Origin of the sequence: Acinetobacter sp. 16, from assembly GCF_033439925.1 — a bacterium.
In the GTDB taxonomy this organism is placed as follows: Bacteria; Pseudomonadota; Gammaproteobacteria; order Pseudomonadales; family Moraxellaceae; genus Acinetobacter; species Acinetobacter junii.
This window is the reverse complement of the sequence record NZ_CP137746.1, coordinates 580,453-596,745: the sequence shown is the minus strand read 5'-3', so window position 1 is coordinate 596,745 and position 16,293 is coordinate 580,453. Positions and strand designations below refer to the sequence as shown.

The 16,293-nt window shown below is 41.4% G+C and carries 8 protein-coding genes, 2 tRNA genes and 3 rRNA genes; 2 read left to right on the top strand and 11 right to left on the bottom strand.

Translation table 11 applies throughout. The annotated features are described in order from the left end of the window. Positions 1–34: 34 nt before the first annotated feature. From R2H34_RS02810 to R2H34_RS02770, 9 genes are all read right to left on the bottom strand, one after another. Entirely contained in the window at positions 35–4,486 is a 4,452-nt protein-coding gene (locus R2H34_RS02810; RefSeq protein WP_318342408.1) for a hypothetical protein, read from the bottom strand. Positions 4,487–4,793: 307 nt separating this feature from the next. Next, positions 4,794–4,908: ribosomal RNA gene (rrf, locus tag R2H34_RS02805) — 5S ribosomal RNA — on the bottom strand. A 174-nt stretch (positions 4,909–5,082) separates the two neighbouring features. Further along, positions 5,083–7,973, bottom strand: a 23S ribosomal RNA gene (locus tag R2H34_RS02800). Between the two features lie 424 nt (positions 7,974–8,397). Next, positions 8,398–8,473 (bottom strand) — tRNA-Ala (locus tag R2H34_RS02795). Positions 8,474–8,543: 70 nt separating this feature from the next. Beyond that, a tRNA-Ile gene (locus R2H34_RS02790) sits at positions 8,544–8,620 on the bottom strand. 59 nt (positions 8,621–8,679) lie between these two features. Continuing rightward, positions 8,680–10,216, bottom strand: a 16S ribosomal RNA gene (locus R2H34_RS02785). The 16S, 23S and 5S rRNA genes sit together here with 2 tRNA genes alongside, the layout of an rRNA operon. 419 nt (positions 10,217–10,635) lie before the next feature. Continuing rightward, positions 10,636–11,697 carry a DUF6670 family protein gene (locus R2H34_RS02780; RefSeq protein WP_039047591.1) on the bottom strand — a complete coding sequence of 354 codons (1,062 nt, stop codon included), beginning with the start codon at positions 11,695–11,697 and terminating at the stop codon, positions 10,636–10,638. Between the two features lie 17 nt (positions 11,698–11,714). Then, positions 11,715–12,548, bottom strand: a complete 834-nt coding sequence (gene pssA, locus R2H34_RS02775) for a CDP-diacylglycerol--serine O-phosphatidyltransferase (protein ID WP_042890919.1) — start codon at positions 12,546–12,548, stop codon at positions 11,715–11,717. A 39-nt stretch (positions 12,549–12,587) separates the two neighbouring features. Further along, entirely contained in the window at positions 12,588–13,445 is an 858-nt protein-coding gene (locus R2H34_RS02770; protein ID WP_004916432.1) for a 23S rRNA (adenine(2030)-N(6))-methyltransferase RlmJ, read from the bottom strand. Between the two features lie 118 nt (positions 13,446–13,563). Here R2H34_RS02770 and R2H34_RS02765 point away from each other — a divergent pair, with 118 nt between their 5' ends. Next, entirely contained in the window at positions 13,564–14,172 is a 609-nt protein-coding gene (locus R2H34_RS02765) for a 2OG-Fe(II) oxygenase (protein ID WP_042890917.1), read from the top strand. A gap of 63 nt (positions 14,173–14,235) precedes the next feature. Continuing rightward, positions 14,236–14,763, top strand: a complete 528-nt coding sequence (locus R2H34_RS02760) for a hypothetical protein (protein ID WP_004916442.1) — start codon at positions 14,236–14,238, stop codon at positions 14,761–14,763. Positions 14,764–14,777: 14 nt separating this feature from the next. On the opposite strand, the gene R2H34_RS02755 is transcribed toward R2H34_RS02760, so the two are convergent. Together R2H34_RS02755 and R2H34_RS02750 are read right to left on the bottom strand one after the other, a co-directional pair. Continuing rightward, the gene (locus R2H34_RS02755) at positions 14,778–15,020 is read right to left on the bottom strand and encodes a DUF2789 family protein (RefSeq protein WP_004916443.1); all 243 of its coding nucleotides are present in this window, start codon (positions 15,018–15,020) and stop codon (positions 14,778–14,780) included. A gap of 159 nt (positions 15,021–15,179) precedes the next feature. Beyond that, the gene (locus R2H34_RS02750) at positions 15,180–16,166 is read right to left on the bottom strand and encodes a malate dehydrogenase (RefSeq protein ID WP_004916445.1); all 987 of its coding nucleotides are present in this window, start codon (positions 16,164–16,166) and stop codon (positions 15,180–15,182) included. Positions 16,167–16,293 lie beyond the last annotated feature (127 nt).

The following is a 16,293-nucleotide window of genomic DNA, read 5'->3' as shown; positions in this document are numbered from 1 at the left end:
AAGCTCGAAAGCTTCCATTTTTTTCATTCAGGCATTATGGACAAGTGAATGTTGTTCCATAAGGGCTGACTGCATTTGGAGAATAAGTTCCATCAGACGAATAGTCACCAGCTAAGGATGGTAATCCCACACTGTAAGTCGTTCTATTTGGTAAAGATGCTACCGTAGAAGAAGCACTAATATTCACATTTAACCACTGAGCATAAACTTTCGGATAGCGCATAGCAAAGTCAAATTTACCATTTGCATCGGTGGTAAAGGTATTTTGCTGAACACCCGACTGACCAACAAACGTGACTACTTTCGTCGGTGTATTATTCGCACCTATTGCAGAACCATCCGCAGGTGCTACACAGCTTGTAGCAACATTCGTTATAGTGGTTGCTGGTACATCATCATTTGGATCAGCAGGTGTGCCCATATTATTCATAGGCACATTACCACTCATATAAATATTTGGGTTACTTAAATCAAAAAATTGTTCATTAGCAAATACCCATTTCGTTGCTGGTGCAGCTCCTGCAACTGGGGCTAATCTCCAAATATTACGACCTTTGATGTAAGTCGTTGGTGTCGCCTCTAAAGTGACTACTTGATTCGGCAAAGGCTTACCATCAAAATCTGTAACACTTACAGACATATTCCGAGTGTAATAAACGCCACCATCCGAGGAAGTGACTTCTGTCGGATTTACACCAATCACAATTGATGCAATTGGAGCCTGTACACTAGCCTGTACGATATCAACTTGTGTAATCTGTGTGGCTTCGAGATAACCAGTTTCCTTAAAGTGTGCCGTTAAATGTAAATCATCCGCTATAAATGCTGCCGCCGTATAATTTCTACGAGCAGCCTCGTCAACTCTTATCATAAATACGGCTTGACCATTTTCATCAGTTGTCTTACCTGATGCCCCAACTATAATTGCCCCATTCCGAGCAAAATCTTCAATGCTTAATGACACATACTTGTCAGCTACACCACCACCATTACTATCGACCAATGTTGCGGTTACTTCCGCAGTATCAGCACGGACATTCATGGTTGGTTTTGCCGAAATACGTAAAGAATAACGTGCTGGTTGATCAGCAGCTGGTGCTGGTGGCAATGACTCAAATGTATTTAACCGAGTAATCTGCGTTGTTTCTGCACCATTAGCACTAGTATTACTTGCTGTTAGTTCAATCTGACTCGCTAACAATAATGCCTTATTAACAGTAGTACCATCTACTTTAACCGAGAAGAAAGCATTACCATTTGAATCTGTTTTAACAGTAGAAGGTGAGCTCGTATTTGTCGTCCCTCCACTACCAGGATTTCCAATGATAATAAATCCAGCATGATTCGCAGATAAAGTTATATCTTGATTTCGAACTGGCTGATTACTCGCATTTAATAGTTGCACTGTAACGATAGACTCATCACCATTAACATCCAACATGGCTTTACTTGGTGCACCAAAAACTAAATGGTTTGGATTTACAACATCTTCCACAGTAAAGGTTAAATTTGTTGGAATATCATTCCCTCTCGGATCTTTTATCGTACCCGTCACAACAAACGAACTTAATGTTGCAGAACTTAAACCTTGAGGAATCACTAAATCAACTGCAGTATCCACATCTTTTGCCACTACTACACTGATCGTATCCACATTACCTGCAAATCGCACTCCAGCATCACGAGCTGCTTGACTGAGGTTTAATCGCATTGGCGTACCCGCAGCAGTATTAATCCCCATTTCATCTTTTATAGAGGCAAATACTTTTATAGTTTTTCCTGCTGAAACAATATTAACATCTGCACGTAATCGCGGATTTAACGCATTCGCTGGAGCTGTGATACCAATTGAACTAGTTTGTTGTAGGCGATCACCATTATTCAAGTTTGTACCAACAACAGCAAAGATAATGCCATTTTTGATCAAACTCTCATCATATTTACCTTCTGAAACAGTAACCGTAAATTCAGCTTCACCTTTACTATTCGTAGTTGCAGGTACACCATCTAATGACACTCGACTAGAAACTAAAGAAGATAAGGCAACCGAGATTGGTGTATTTGGGATCGCATTACCCGCTGCATCTCTTGCAACAACTTTAACACGTATTTCTCCACCTAAAACTGAAACAGTATCTAATGGAGTACCATCTACTTTTGTAAAGGTAAAGTTAGCCAAATCCTGATAGACAACAGCAGGTTTAGCCAATTCAATCTTTCTAAGTGCGGTAATATCAGTCTCAGCTCCCTTAACAGCTAAAGTTAAACCATTCGCTATCAAATTTTCTAATTCAGTTACATTTTTAGCTGTAATTTGAATTTGGAATGAAGCATTACCATTTGCATCTGTGGTCTTGGATGCCCCACCTACAATGCTTGCCCCATTTTGTAATGCAGCTTCATTTAAACCTAAGCCAACTTTTTGGTTCTTATAAACTTGACCATCACTACCTGTCGCCTTAACTGTAACATTTAATGTTACAGGTGTATTCACCGCCAAGGTCGCTAAACCTACCGTATCAATGACCAAAGACTCTAAAGTAACATCAGTAGTTGCTGATGGCTCTTTAAATTTTAAATCTAAAATTTGTGTTTTATCATTCGTAGATTTTGCTAATAATCGAATACCCGCTGGATTAAGTACCAAATCTTTCTGTTCTTGAGTATTGGCAAAAGTATATTGGAATTCAAACTCCGCAAACCCATTTTCGTCTGTCTGCTTAGTTGAACTACCTTTAGGGGTTAGCCCTAAATCTTGTAATTGCTGAGTTATTAAACCTGTACGAGTTAAAGAAATTGATTCGCCTTTAAGCGCACTATCACTTTCACCAACTGCCTGCACTCTTACTTTAATCACTTGAGATTTTGTATAATCAAAACGTTGAGTAATGGGTTCAAAAGCCAAATATCGAACTTTTTCTTCTGAAACAGCTTCATCTTCTACAGCAATATCAATTTTATTAGTTACATTATTATCTGTGGTAAAAGTTGCTGTAATTCCTGCTTTCACCAACGCATCAACTGCTTTTACTGTTGTGGCATTGGTTTTCAATTTAAAGGTGACTATGCCATTAGTACCAACATCTTTGGTACTTGCTCCCTCAAAAGTAACACCATTCGATTGTGCTTCTGGGTTTAAGCTAAGTGTTACTTTACCTTTTTTCGCACCGAACCCTGTAAAGTCAATTGCTTTAACTGTAATGGTAACATCATCATTTTTTGCATTTACTTTATATGAAGATGCAATTTCTAAACGTTGAATTGCTTCTTGATTGTCTACAGTTTCATCAGCAGTCACAACCTGAACTGTTGCATTACCTTTAATATTTTGGTTATTTTCAGAATAAGTTGCTGTTAATTGAATACCAAGTTGTGCCAATGCAATAGGATGAGTCGCATTACTAGACAATGTAAATTCAGCATAACCTTGTGCATTGGTTGTTGCTTCCGCCTTATCCAGTGTAACACCATAAGAAGCAGCAACAGCTTCTACCGCCAGTTTTACTTTGGTATTCGCTAAAATATCACCATTACTATTTTTAGCAAATACACGAACTTTTGCCGTACCAGCTTTCGCAGCAATCGAAGTATCTGGCGTAATCACTTCTAAGACACTAACCGTCTTAGAAATATCATTAAAGGTTAAAGCAGCCGTTGCCTGTCTTTCAGCTCTATGCTCATCAATCAACTTAAACGTTAATGTCTGCGAAGTTGCAACAAACTGCGCAATTTCTGCGGTTGTTAAATCTGCATTTGCAGTAATTTTAAAAGTTGCCTTACCCTCGGTATCTGTACTGATTGATGAACCTGATGCAATCACAAATTTACCTTGCATCTCTGCTGGTAAAGTAAGTTGAACGGTTTGTCCAGGTTTTACCCCGCCATTCGTGTCAGTGACTTGCACAGCAATATCAGCAGAACCTTTTGGCAAATTTAATACCGTACCTTGAGCAACACTCAAATTATAGTCACTTGTAATGGCGCTTGCTTTCTGAATATTGAGTGTATATGGCATCGAAATGGTCGTCCCATCAACAACTGCCGTTAATTGTACCTTTCCAGTTGCAGCTTGTAGTGCAGGAATATCTAATGTAAATGTTGCAACCCCATTTTCATCGGATGTTACTTTTGAGCTTGTACTTTCTACACCAATTTTGTCAGCATCGGTAATACTTAAACGAATATCTTTACCTGCAATGCCACCTTTATCAGCATTAAGTACTTTGATAGCTACTTTAACCTGACTATTGTCCTGAGCGGTTTGTAAGGTTTTACCCTCAGCATCTTGTAAAGTTACAGTCAAACTTTGAGCAACTTTTGTAGTATCCGTCTCAGATTGATTCCCTCCTGTATTATTTTGATTATTATTAGATGAATCATTATTCCCATAGTATCCACCTCCACCTCCACATGCACCAAGAGCAAGGGAAGTTGCCAATACCGTAGTATTCACCCCAATTTTCTTTAAATTTTTTAAATATGCCATAGCAGTAATATCCATCTTATTTAATATAATAGCCTTAGAATAGACTTAAGACTTTTGTACAAAAATTTACTCGAAATAATATATTTTATCAATTCGTAATACCACTTTTATATTCAAAGAAAGTGAACTATTTGGCAAAAATTCTATTTATATTTTTCCGTCATTTTTTTATTTTTAATTTCAACATTTTGTTCAATAAATATTAGGATTATTAAATATAAATAAATATTGCAACAAGCATTTGATTCAAATAAGAAATAAAAAAACACCCCCTCTGCGTATGCGGAGGGGGTGTTTAGTATTTAAAAGCTGGCGATGACTTACTCTCACATGGCAAACGCCACACTACCATCAGCGCGAAGAGGTTTCACTTCTGAGTTCGGGAAGGGATCAGGTGGTTCACTCTTGCTATTGTCGCCAGCAAACTGTTGTGGTGTTTTCGGGTCTTATTCACATTAATTAATAATGTTTGCCTTACTTACGATCCAAAGAGTTATTAACGGATTAGATAATTGGTCTGTATTGTAACTAGTTTGTACACTAAATCAAGTTATGTATTGAATTTATCTTGAATACAACAACTGTTTGGGTGTTGTATAGTCAAGCCTCACGAGCAATTAGTATTGGTCAGCTTCACACGTCACCGTGCTTCCACACCCAACCTATCAACGTCCTAGTCTCGAACGGCTCTTTAGAGGAATAAATTCCTAGGGAAATCTTATCTTGAGGTAGGCTTCCCGCTTAGATGCTTTCAGCGGTTATCCCTTCCGAACATAGCTACCCGGCGATGCCACTGGCGTGACAACCGGTACACCAGAGGTTCGTCCACTCTGGTCCTCTCGTACTAGGAGCAGATCCTCTCAAATTTCCAGCGCCCACGGTAGATAGGGACCGAACTGTCTCACGACGTTCTAAACCCAGCTCGCGTACCTCTTTAAATGGCGAACAGCCATACCCTTGGGACCTGCTTCAGCCCCAGGATGAGATGAGCCGACATCGAGGTGCCAAACACCGCCGTCGATATGAACTCTTGGGCGGTATCAGCCTGTTATCCCCAGAGTACCTTTTATCCGTTGAGCGATGGCCCTTCCATACAGAACCACCGGATCACTAAGACCTACTTTCGTACCTGCTCGACTTGTGGGTCTCGCAGTTAAGCGCGCTTTTGCCTTTATACTCTACGCGTGATTTCCGACCACGCTGAGCGCACCTTCGTACTCCTCCGTTACTCTTTAGGAGGAGACCGCCCCAGTCAAACTACCCACCAGACATGGTCCTCGTCCCGGATTACGGGACAGAGTTAGAACCTCAACATTACCAGGGTGGTATTTCAAGGACGGCTCCATTGGAACTAGCGTTCCAACTTCAAAGCCTCCCACCTATCCTACACAAGTAAGGTCAAAGTTCAATGTCAAGCTGCAGTAAAGGTTCACGGGGTCTTTCCGTCTAGCCGCGGGTACACTGCATCTTCACAGCGATTTCGATTTCACTGAGCCTCTGCTGGAGACAGCGCCGCCATCATTATGCCATTCGTGCAGGTCGGAACTTACCCGACAAGGAATTTCGCTACCTTAGGACCGTTATAGTTACGGCCGCCGTTTACTGGGGCTTCGATCAAGAGCTTCGCTTACGCTAACCCCATCAATTAACCTTCCAGCACCGGGCAGGCATCACACCCTATACGTCCACTTTCGTGTTTGCAGAGTGCTATGTTTTTAATAAACAGTTGCAGCGGCCTGGTTTCTGCGGCTGCCAACCGCTCAGGGAGCAAGTCCCATCACCGTCAGCAGCGTACCTTCTCCCGAAGTTACGGTACCATTTTGCCTAGTTCCTTCAGCAGAGTTCTCTCAAGCGCTTTGGTCTACTCGACCTGACCACCTGTGTCGGTTTCGGGTACGATTCCTGTGTAACTGAAGCTTAGAGACTTTTCCTGGAAGCATGGTATCAGCCACTTCACTGTACAAGTACAGCTTGCTATCGACTCTCAGCATAGAGCACCCCGGATTTGCCTAAGATGCATGCCTACGGTCTTCCACCTGGACAACCAACGCCAGGCTGACTTAACCTTCTCCGTCCTCTCATCGCATTACACAGAAGTATTGGAATATTAACCAATTTCCCATCGACTACGCCTCTCGGCCTCGCCTTAGGGGTCGACTCACCCAGCCCCGATTAACGTTGGACTGGAACCCTTGGTCTTTCAGCGAACGGGTTTTTCACCCGTTTTGTCGTTACTCACGTCAGCATTCGCACTTCTGATACCTCCAGCATACTTCTCAATACACCTTCATCGGCTTACAGAACGCTCCCCTACCACTTGACTAATGTCAAATCCGCAGCTTCGGCACATAGTTTTAGCCCCGTTACATCTTCCGCGCAGGCCGACTCGACTAGTGAGCTATTACGCTTTCTTTAAAGGGTGGCTGCTTCTAAGCCAACCTCCTAGCTGTCTATGCCTTCCCACATCGTTTCCCACTTAACTATGATTTTGGGGCCTTAGCTGGCGGTCTGGATTGTTTTCCTCTTGACTACGGACGTTAGCACCCGCAGTCTGTCTCCCGGATAGTACTCATTGGTATTCGGAGTTTGCATCGGTTTGGTAAGTCGGGATGACCCCCTAGCCGAAACAGTGCTCTACCCCCAATGGTATTCGTCCGAGGCGCTACCTAAATAGCTTTCGGGGAGAACCAGCTATCACCAGGCTTGATTAGCCTTTCACCCCTATCCACAAGTCATCCCCTGGCTTTTCAACGACAGTGGGTTCGGTCCTCCAGTTAGTGTTACCCAACCTTCAACCTGCTCATGGATAGATCGCCTGGTTTCGGGTCTATACCCAGCAACTAAACGCCCTATTAAGACTCGATTTCTCTACGGCTCCCCTATTCGGTTAACCTCGCTACTGAATATAAGTCGCTGACCCATTATACAAAAGGTACGCAGTCACCGAACAAGTCGGCTCCCACTGCTTGTATGCATGCGGTTTCAGGATCTATTTCACTCCCCTCACAGGGGTTCTTTTCGCCTTTCCCTCACGGTACTGGTTCACTATCGGTCAGTCAGGAGTATTTAGCCTTGGAGGATGGTCCCCCCATATTCAGACAAGGTTTCACGTGCCTCGCCCTACTCGTCATCATTATGTGTGCCCTTTCGTGTACGGGAATATCACCCTCTACGTTCGCACTTCCCAGAGCGTTCCACTAAAACACACATAACTTAATGGGCTGCTCCCCGTTCGCTCGCCGCTACTAAGGGAATCTCAATTGATTTCTTTTCCTAAGGGTACTGAGATGTTTCACTTCCCCTCGTTCGCTTCATAAACCTATGTATTCAGTTTATGATACCCGCCTTATAGCGGGTGGGTTCCCCCATTCAGAAATCTCCGGATCAAAGGATATTTGCCGCCTCCCCGGAGCTTTTCGCAGGCTATCACGTCTTTCATCGCCTCTGACTGCCAAGGCATCCACCACATGCACTTAATTACTTGACTATACAACCCCAAACAGTCGTTAACACATACAAGTGAGTGTTATCGTTGCAAACTTAATTGCTACTGGTTTGTTGTCTGTGAATTTAATCACCATACAGCTTCAATCTAAATTCATATACCAAAACGCTTGATTCAGTGTTTTTGCTAGTTCTCAGATTAAATATTAATTTAACAATTACTTGTTATCTTCCTATTTAATCGAGTTTGAACAATTTATTTCAGACTCAATTTTCTAATCTGTTAATGATTAACTACCACCTCGTCGGTGCGTAGTAAACTGTGATAAATCACAGAAGTTAAGAAGCTATTTGCTTACTAAGTTCTGTAATCTTTAGCTCCAAGCTTCGTTCTATGTGTGCCTGCGCACAGCATAGCTGTTTGCTTAAATTCTCGGACAAAGCGTTGCTTTGTTTACCCTCGAATTTGGTGGAGACTAGGAGAGTCGAACTCCTGACCTCCTGCGTGCAAAGCAGGCGCTCTACCAACTAAGCTAAGTCCCCAGCTTTAATCATAATGAACGACATATCTTTTTATCTAGCAGCTTGTGATTATTCATCACTTCGTCAGTAGTGGTGGGTCTGACAAGACTTGAACTTGTGACCCCACGCTTATCAAGCGTGTGCTCTAACCAACTGAGCTACAGACCCTCAGATACATCTTCGAAGAACAACTTGTTGTGGATTCTTACCGGTCACCAATCTTTCGTTAAGGAGGTGATCCAGCCGCAGGTTCCCCTACGGCTACCTTGTTACGACTTCACCCCAGTCATCGGCCACACCGTGGTAAGCGTCCTCCTTGCGGTTAGACTACCTACTTCTGGTGCAACAAACTCCCATGGTGTGACGGGCGGTGTGTACAAGGCCCGGGAACGTATTCACCGCGGCATTCTGATCCGCGATTACTAGCGATTCCGACTTCATGGAGTCGAGTTGCAGACTCCAATCCGGACTACGATCGGCTTTTTGAGATTAGCATCACATCGCTGTGTAGCAACCCTTTGTACCGACCATTGTAGCACGTGTGTAGCCCTGGCCGTAAGGGCCATGATGACTTGACGTCGTCCCCGCCTTCCTCCAGTTTGTCACTGGCAGTACCCTTAAAGTTCCCATCCGAAATGCTGGCAAGTAAGGAAAAGGGTTGCGCTCGTTGCGGGACTTAACCCAACATCTCACGACACGAGCTGACGACAGCCATGCAGCACCTGTATCTAGATTCCCGAAGGCACCAATCCATCTCTGGAAAGTTTCTAGTATGTCAAGGCCAGGTAAGGTTCTTCGCGTTGCATCGAATTAAACCACATGCTCCACCGCTTGTGCGGGCCCCCGTCAATTCATTTGAGTTTTAGTCTTGCGACCGTACTCCCCAGGCGGTCTACTTATCGCGTTAGCTGCGCCACTAAAGCCTCAAAGGCCCCAACGGCTAGTAGACATCGTTTACGGCATGGACTACCAGGGTATCTAATCCTGTTTGCTCCCCATGCTTTCGTACCTCAGCGTCAGTATTAGGCCAGATGGCTGCCTTCGCCATCGGTATTCCTCCAGATCTCTACGCATTTCACCGCTACACCTGGAATTCTACCATCCTCTCCCATACTCTAGCTTCCCAGTATCGAATGCAATTCCCAAGTTAAGCTCGGGGATTTCACATCCGACTTAAAAAGCCGCCTACGCACGCTTTACGCCCAGTAAATCCGATTAACGCTCGCACCCTCTGTATTACCGCGGCTGCTGGCACAGAGTTAGCCGGTGCTTATTCTGCGAGTAACGTCCACTATCCAAGAGTATTAGTCTCAGTAGCCTCCTCCTCGCTTAAAGTGCTTTACAACCATAAGGCCTTCTTCACACACGCGGCATGGCTGGATCAGGGTTCCCCCCATTGTCCAATATTCCCCACTGCTGCCTCCCGTAGGAGTCTGGGCCGTGTCTCAGTCCCAGTGTGGCGGATCATCCTCTCAGACCCGCTACAGATCGTCGCCTTGGTAGGCCTTTACCCCACCAACTAGCTAATCCGACTTAGGCTCATCTATTAGCGCAAGGTCCGAAGATCCCCTGCTTTCTCCCGTAGGACGTATGCGGTATTAGCATTCCTTTCGGAATGTTGTCCCCCACTAATAGGCAGATTCCTAAGCATTACTCACCCGTCCGCCGCTAAGATAAGGTGCAAGCACCTCATCTCCGCTCGACTTGCATGTGTTAAGCCTGCCGCCAGCGTTCAATCTGAGCCATGATCAAACTCTTCAGTTAAAATCATTTTGCACCTTAGTTAAGACAAGGTGCTAATTCTGGCTCATCAATTTTCTGACTAAAAATTCGCTCAAATAAACTTCGAGAAATTTCTACCATTCAATCAATGAAAATATATTCGATTGATCAACCAGTAAAAATCCACACAAGTTGTTCTTCTATTCTCTTAATGATCTTCTCGATGATTCGTCATCATCAAGCTAGGTCGGCTATATTACTCTAAATTTCTTTAAAGTCAACAGGTAATTTAGATGTTTTTAAAACTTATCAAACAACCCAAGAATCTAACCACTTTAGCCAAATCCTTGTTTCTCAACAAGTTTTTATCTGCATCACCGCCGATGGATGTGCATTCTACAGTATTTCTAATCGCTTGCAAGTGATTTATTGGAATTTATTTTAATATTTAAACTGATAGATTATTTTTTACACAAATAAGGCTGAAAATGTGGAATTTGGTCTAAGATTTGTTCAGTTTTACTTTTTTCTTGCCAATGCAAAGGTCGACAATCGATGTATTCACAATACCCACTCCCTTGATAGGACTGATTATTCCAAAATAAATCATAACTAAAACTACCAACATAACCCGCAGCTAGACCAAATTTATAATCGCCCCTACTCTGTCCGTGTAATTGAAAGATAACTTCTTCATTTTCTTGATATTGCCAAATGAATTCACGAGGAAGATACATCTCACGTCCATTAGGAGTTTGAATCTTTGGATATACCCTAAGGGTATCAAAAACTACATTTCGATCATAAAGAGTCGAACCTTGTTGGCTGGTTTGAACCTCAATTCGAGAGAAAATTACGTTATTCCATTGGTTGCGCAATTCTGAAAGGATGACTTGAATTTCTTCATTAATATGAATGATTTGATATGTAAAAAAGTGAAAAGCAATAAAAGGTAAATATACCGCCCTTGCATGTTTTAAAATACCTTTGGTCTCAATCAAATATTTTTGATTTTTATAAACAATTTCCCCAACGCACTGACATTGTACATACCAGTAGTCAGCCACGCCCCAGTGCAATGCTGTATGATTTTCTATTTCAGAACAGATATTTACCCTTAAATCACAGCTAAATTCATTGTCATTTCGTTTGAAGTAATAGTTTGGAAAATCAACATGAATTTGATCAACATCTAAAAACTGATAAGAATCAGTCTCAAATTGACACTGTTCTTTTGCACTATAACTTTTTAGATGTCCAACTGTTGATAAGCTACTGCTTACCAAAACTGTAGCTGTATCGATCGCAGTTGTGGAAATTGCACTTGGATTATAACAAATGGGAATACGAGGTTGCCCGATCAAACTAATGAAATTCACATAATGAAAAGGTGCAGGTAGATTCGGTAGAATCAAACCTTGATAAACAATTTTAAATAAACCTTTGGGTGGGTAAAAAGTTAAAGCATCTGACTTGTTGAGGTTCAGCTGCTTTAATTGACTATTATTCATCAACAATGGCATGCCGAACCTCCTTTTATTTAGATTGTTATTTTGGAATCATTTTTTTTAGCTAATAGTGTCGTTACAAAACCAGACAACACATAGATGATACATACAACAAGTATCCCTACAGGAATATTGTAGGTGATTGCAGCAAAAATCAAGACTACAGGCAACAAAACTACAAAAGGAACACGTTTGCGATCCATTTGTTTAAATGAATAGTATTTGATATTTGAAATCATAAGCAAACCAATCGAAACCATAATCACGGCGTTGATGATTTGTATTGTGATGTCATTTAAATCAAATACCAGAGGATAATCTTGACTCACCCATACTATTGAAATAACAGTTACAGCAGCTAATGGACTTGCTATTCCTATAAAGTAACGTTTATCCACAACACCGATTTGTACATTGAAGCGTGCAAGTCGAAATGCTGCACAGGCTGTGTAAATAAAACAACAAGCTAGACCAATTCGACCCAAATCATTGAGGCTCCAACTGTACATCAAAATAGCTGGAGCTACACCGAAGGCTAATAAATCCGAAAGTGAATCATACTGTTCACCAAAAGCACTTTGTGCTCCGATTGCACGAGCAACTCGACCATCCAAACCATCTAACAATGCTGCTAAGAAAATCGCATAAATAGCTTGAGTGAAATTACCATTCATACTAGCGATGATCGAATAAAAACCTGAAAGTAAAGCCGCTGTTGTAATCAGATTTGGCCATAAATAAATGCCGCGTCTTTTAACTTTTTGCCCTTCATGCGTTTGTTCTTCTTCTTCGACTTCAAAGGTGATCCCATCAAAAGAAAGCTCTTCTTTCTTCAAATCAGAATCTGACTTAGGAGAATTTGTCATTATTTTCAATTCCTCGAGAATAGTTTGACATTGATGGGCTTATTCACCCACCAACCAACGCACTGCAGCATGACCCCCATTTTCACTCATGCGTAAATGAGGGAACAACCATTGTAATGCCTGATCAGCATCTTCTGAAAATTTCCAAGGTGGGTTAATCACCAATAAACCACAACCATTTAATCCAACTGGCGTATCATCAGGCCATACACAAATTTCACATACCAACTGACGACGAATACCAGTCTTAAACATTTTCTTCTCAAAACGGTCAATCATCGCGCGATCTTTAATTGGATACCACACAGCAAAAACACCTGTCGGCCATTTTTTATGTGCAGCTTGTAACAGCTCAACTAACTGAGGGAAATCTTTACGTTCGATTTCGTATGGTGGGTCAATCATGACCAATCCACGTTTTTCTTTAGGCGGAATGACACCCATCAAACCTTCATAAAAATCACGCTCATGTAAGCCCGCACGTTTATCACGAATATTAAAATACAATTGTTGAAACACATCACGCTGCATTTCAAATATAGTTGCTTTATCAATATCACGCATGCCTTCAAGCGCAAACCAAGGTGAACCTGGATAAGCGCCCTTACCTGAACCTGCACGCATATCTTCAACAATTTTAAGATATTGTTTTACGCCTTCAGGTGCATTACGTTTAATCGAATCGTCAAGCTTGACCAAACGATGGATACCCGTTAAAAACTCACCTGATTTTTGTGCTTCAGACGTAGATAAATCATATTTACCTGCACCGCCATGGGTATCTATATATCTATAAGGTTTATCTTTAGCATTTAAACGAGCGAGCAGTTGAAGCAAAAGTACATGCTTCATAACATCGGCAAAGTTACCCGCATGGAAATGGTGACGGTAATTCATGTTGACAATTATTCCTCAATTCAAAGGGTAGTTTATCACGAATGAAAAAAGTATTCTTTAGCGTTGATGTGATCGGCTAAGATCATACTGCCTCTTCATCAAGCTCTATTGGAAATATATGCAGCAAAGTTCTCTCCCTGAATCCTGGGATTTAGATAAAGTTTTGGATGATTTAAATGAATCAGGTTTTGCCGTTATAGATAATGTTTATCCTGCTGCATATGTAGACTCTCTCGTAAACGAATGCAGTTCACATCTTGCTGAGTTTAGAGCCGCAGGTATCCAAAATGGTATTGTGAGTCATATACGTAGCGATCATATCTTATGGATTGATGAACAATTACCGATCGCACAACAACATATTAATGCATTAAAAAACTTGTCTCAGTTATTAAATCAAGCGTTTTATTTGGGAATCAAAGAAGTAGAGGCTCATTTTGCCTGTTACAACGCAGGTGAGTTTTATGCATTACATCGAGATAATCCTCAGAAAAAGAATGATCGCATGATTTCAACTGTTTTTTATTTACATGAACAGTGGCAAGAAGACTTTGGCGGTCAGTTACGCTTGCAAGATAAAAATGAACAATGGCATACCATTGAACCATTGCCTAATCGGCTTGCTATCTTCCAAAGTGATTTACTACATGAAGTGTTGCTTTCAAAACAGCAACGTCTATCAATTACAGCATGGTTACGCAGTGGAAATTCGCTTTGGAATGCCTAAACCTTTAAATTGCAAAATAAAGCCTTATATATGCATGCATAGATCAAGGTTTTGGATAAACTGATGTCAAATGAAACGAAACATGTAGTAAATCGAATTGGTGAAACAGACCAACTCTATTTAAGTGAAAATACACCTGAACTTGCTTTAGAAAGAGCTGACTTACGTCTGCAATTGGTTGTACTCAGTCATGTCCGTCAAGAACAATTGCATTTCTTGCAAGAAGCCATCGTGCTACTTGAGCAAGCTCGGATTGAATTTGAGGAAATGCCATTAAGCCTTTATCTTGACCTCTCGTTGCATTTAGCCAAAGCTTATATGATTTATTTTGAGCTAACCAAAGAACAACGTTTTGCGATTATCACGCAACAAATCCTAAAACCTCTCGCTCACTACGATCATCTAGATATTTACTTCTTTTTGGCTTATGCATCTGCAAGTAAAGAAGAGTTTGCGATGACTCGACATTGGTTAAAAAAATATGTGGCATGTGTAGATCACGACTTGCAGTTATTACATGCACATCCAGCTTTTAATCAAGCCCGCCAAGAAGACTGGTTCATAAATTTAATCCATAAAAAAGCTCACTGATGTGAGCTTTTTTATTAAGTTGTACTATCCACATGTAGTTGCTGATTCAACTCATCTATCACGATAGCCCATTCATCATCTTTATCCCAATGACTCTTAAGAAAGTCTCGTTGCCCAGCACTCCAAAAATCAGCTTCGTGTAATTTCTGGCTAGCACTCAATTGATGAGTTTTAATAAAGTTTTCCATCGAAACTTCATCTGCATCAAGCCCCAATTGTTCAAATAAAAGTTCAAGTGTTGGTTGTTGTTCAAACATTTTTTCTTCTCCTTAGGTAAAACCCATCTAGTAAATAATCTAACAATAAACTGTATTAACTTGCAGGCATATCTCTATATTTTCTTGTTGTATTTTGTTTCTTAAAATAAAAAAGCACTCTATAAGAGAGTGCTTTTCATAATTTATCAAAATGACAAATTATTTAACCATGTCAGCAATCGCTGCACGTTCTTCTTCTAACTCGTTAAGAGTGAAGTTGATACGGTCACGGCTGAATTCATCAATTTCTAAACCTTGAACGATTTTGTATTCACCGTTTTCAGTTGTTACAGGGAAACCAAACATTACACCTTCAGGAATTCCATAAGAACCGTCAGAAGGAATACCCATAGTTACCCATTTGCCATTTGTACCTAACGCCCAATCACGCATATGGTCAATTGCAGCGTTTGCAGCAGAAGCAGCAGAAGACAAACCACGTGCTTCGATGATCGCAGCACCACGTTTACCAACTGTTGGAAGGAATACATCTTTATTCCATTCAGCATCGTTGATTTTGTCTTTTAAGCTTACGCCATTTGCAGTTGCAAAACGGTAGTCAGCATACATAGTTGGAGAGTGGTTACCCCAAACAGTCATGTTCTCGATGTCAGAAACTGCAACGCCAGCTTTTTGAGCAAGTTGAGTTAATGCACGGTTGTGGTCAAGACGCAACATAGCTGTGAAGTTTTTCGCTGGAAGATCTGGAGCAGATTTCATTGCGATGTAAGCATTTGTATTTGCTGGGTTACCAACAACTAATACTTTAACATCACGGCTAGCAACTTTATTTAAAGCTTGACCTTGACCAATGAAGATCTCGCCATTTACTTTCAATAAGTCAGCACGTTCCATACCAGGACCACGTGGACGTGAACCTACTAATAACGCATAGTCAGCATCTTTAAATGCAACTTCTGGATCATCAGTCCCGATCATGCCTGCCAATAATGGGAAAGCACAGTCATCAAGTTCCATCATTACGCCTTTAAGCGCTTGTTGAGCTTTCTCAAAAGGAACTTCAAGCAATTGTAAAATTACAGGTTGATCTTTACCTAACATTTCACCGCTAGCGATACGGAATAATAAGCTATAACCAATTTGACCTGCAGCGCCTGTAACGGCAACACGAACGGGTTGCTTCATGTGATATTCTCCAATGAGATGCGTTAGCACGATTGAATTCTTTTGTTATTCAACCGAATTATCATAAACGGCAAAGATTGTACTCTAAAGCGAACGCAGATGCATGTAAAAGAGAATGGATTTCAAC

What these genes read in the sequence shown, in the direction of transcription:
- R2H34_RS02770 (WP_004916432.1), bottom strand. Translation starts at nt 13,445, where the DNA reads ATGAATTACCGTCACCATTTCCATGCGGGTAACTTTGCCGATGTTATG.
- R2H34_RS02750 (WP_004916445.1), bottom strand. Translation starts at nt 16,166, where the DNA reads ATGAAGCAACCCGTTCGTGTTGCCGTTACAGGCGCTGCAGGTCAAATT.
- pssA (WP_042890919.1), bottom strand. Translation starts at nt 12,548, where the DNA reads ATGACAAATTCTCCTAAGTCAGATTCTGATTTGAAGAAAGAAGAGCTT.
- R2H34_RS02810 (WP_318342408.1), bottom strand. Translation starts at nt 4,486, where the DNA reads ATGGCATATTTAAAAAATTTAAAGAAAATTGGGGTGAATACTACGGTA.
- R2H34_RS02765 (WP_042890917.1), top strand. Translation starts at nt 13,564, where the DNA reads ATGCAGCAAAGTTCTCTCCCTGAATCCTGGGATTTAGATAAAGTTTTG.
- R2H34_RS02760 (WP_004916442.1), top strand. Translation starts at nt 14,236, where the DNA reads ATGTCAAATGAAACGAAACATGTAGTAAATCGAATTGGTGAAACAGAC.
- R2H34_RS02755 (WP_004916443.1), bottom strand. Translation starts at nt 15,020, where the DNA reads ATGTTTGAACAACAACCAACACTTGAACTTTTATTTGAACAATTGGGG.
- R2H34_RS02780 (WP_039047591.1), bottom strand. Translation starts at nt 11,697, where the DNA reads ATGCCATTGTTGATGAATAATAGTCAATTAAAGCAGCTGAACCTCAAC.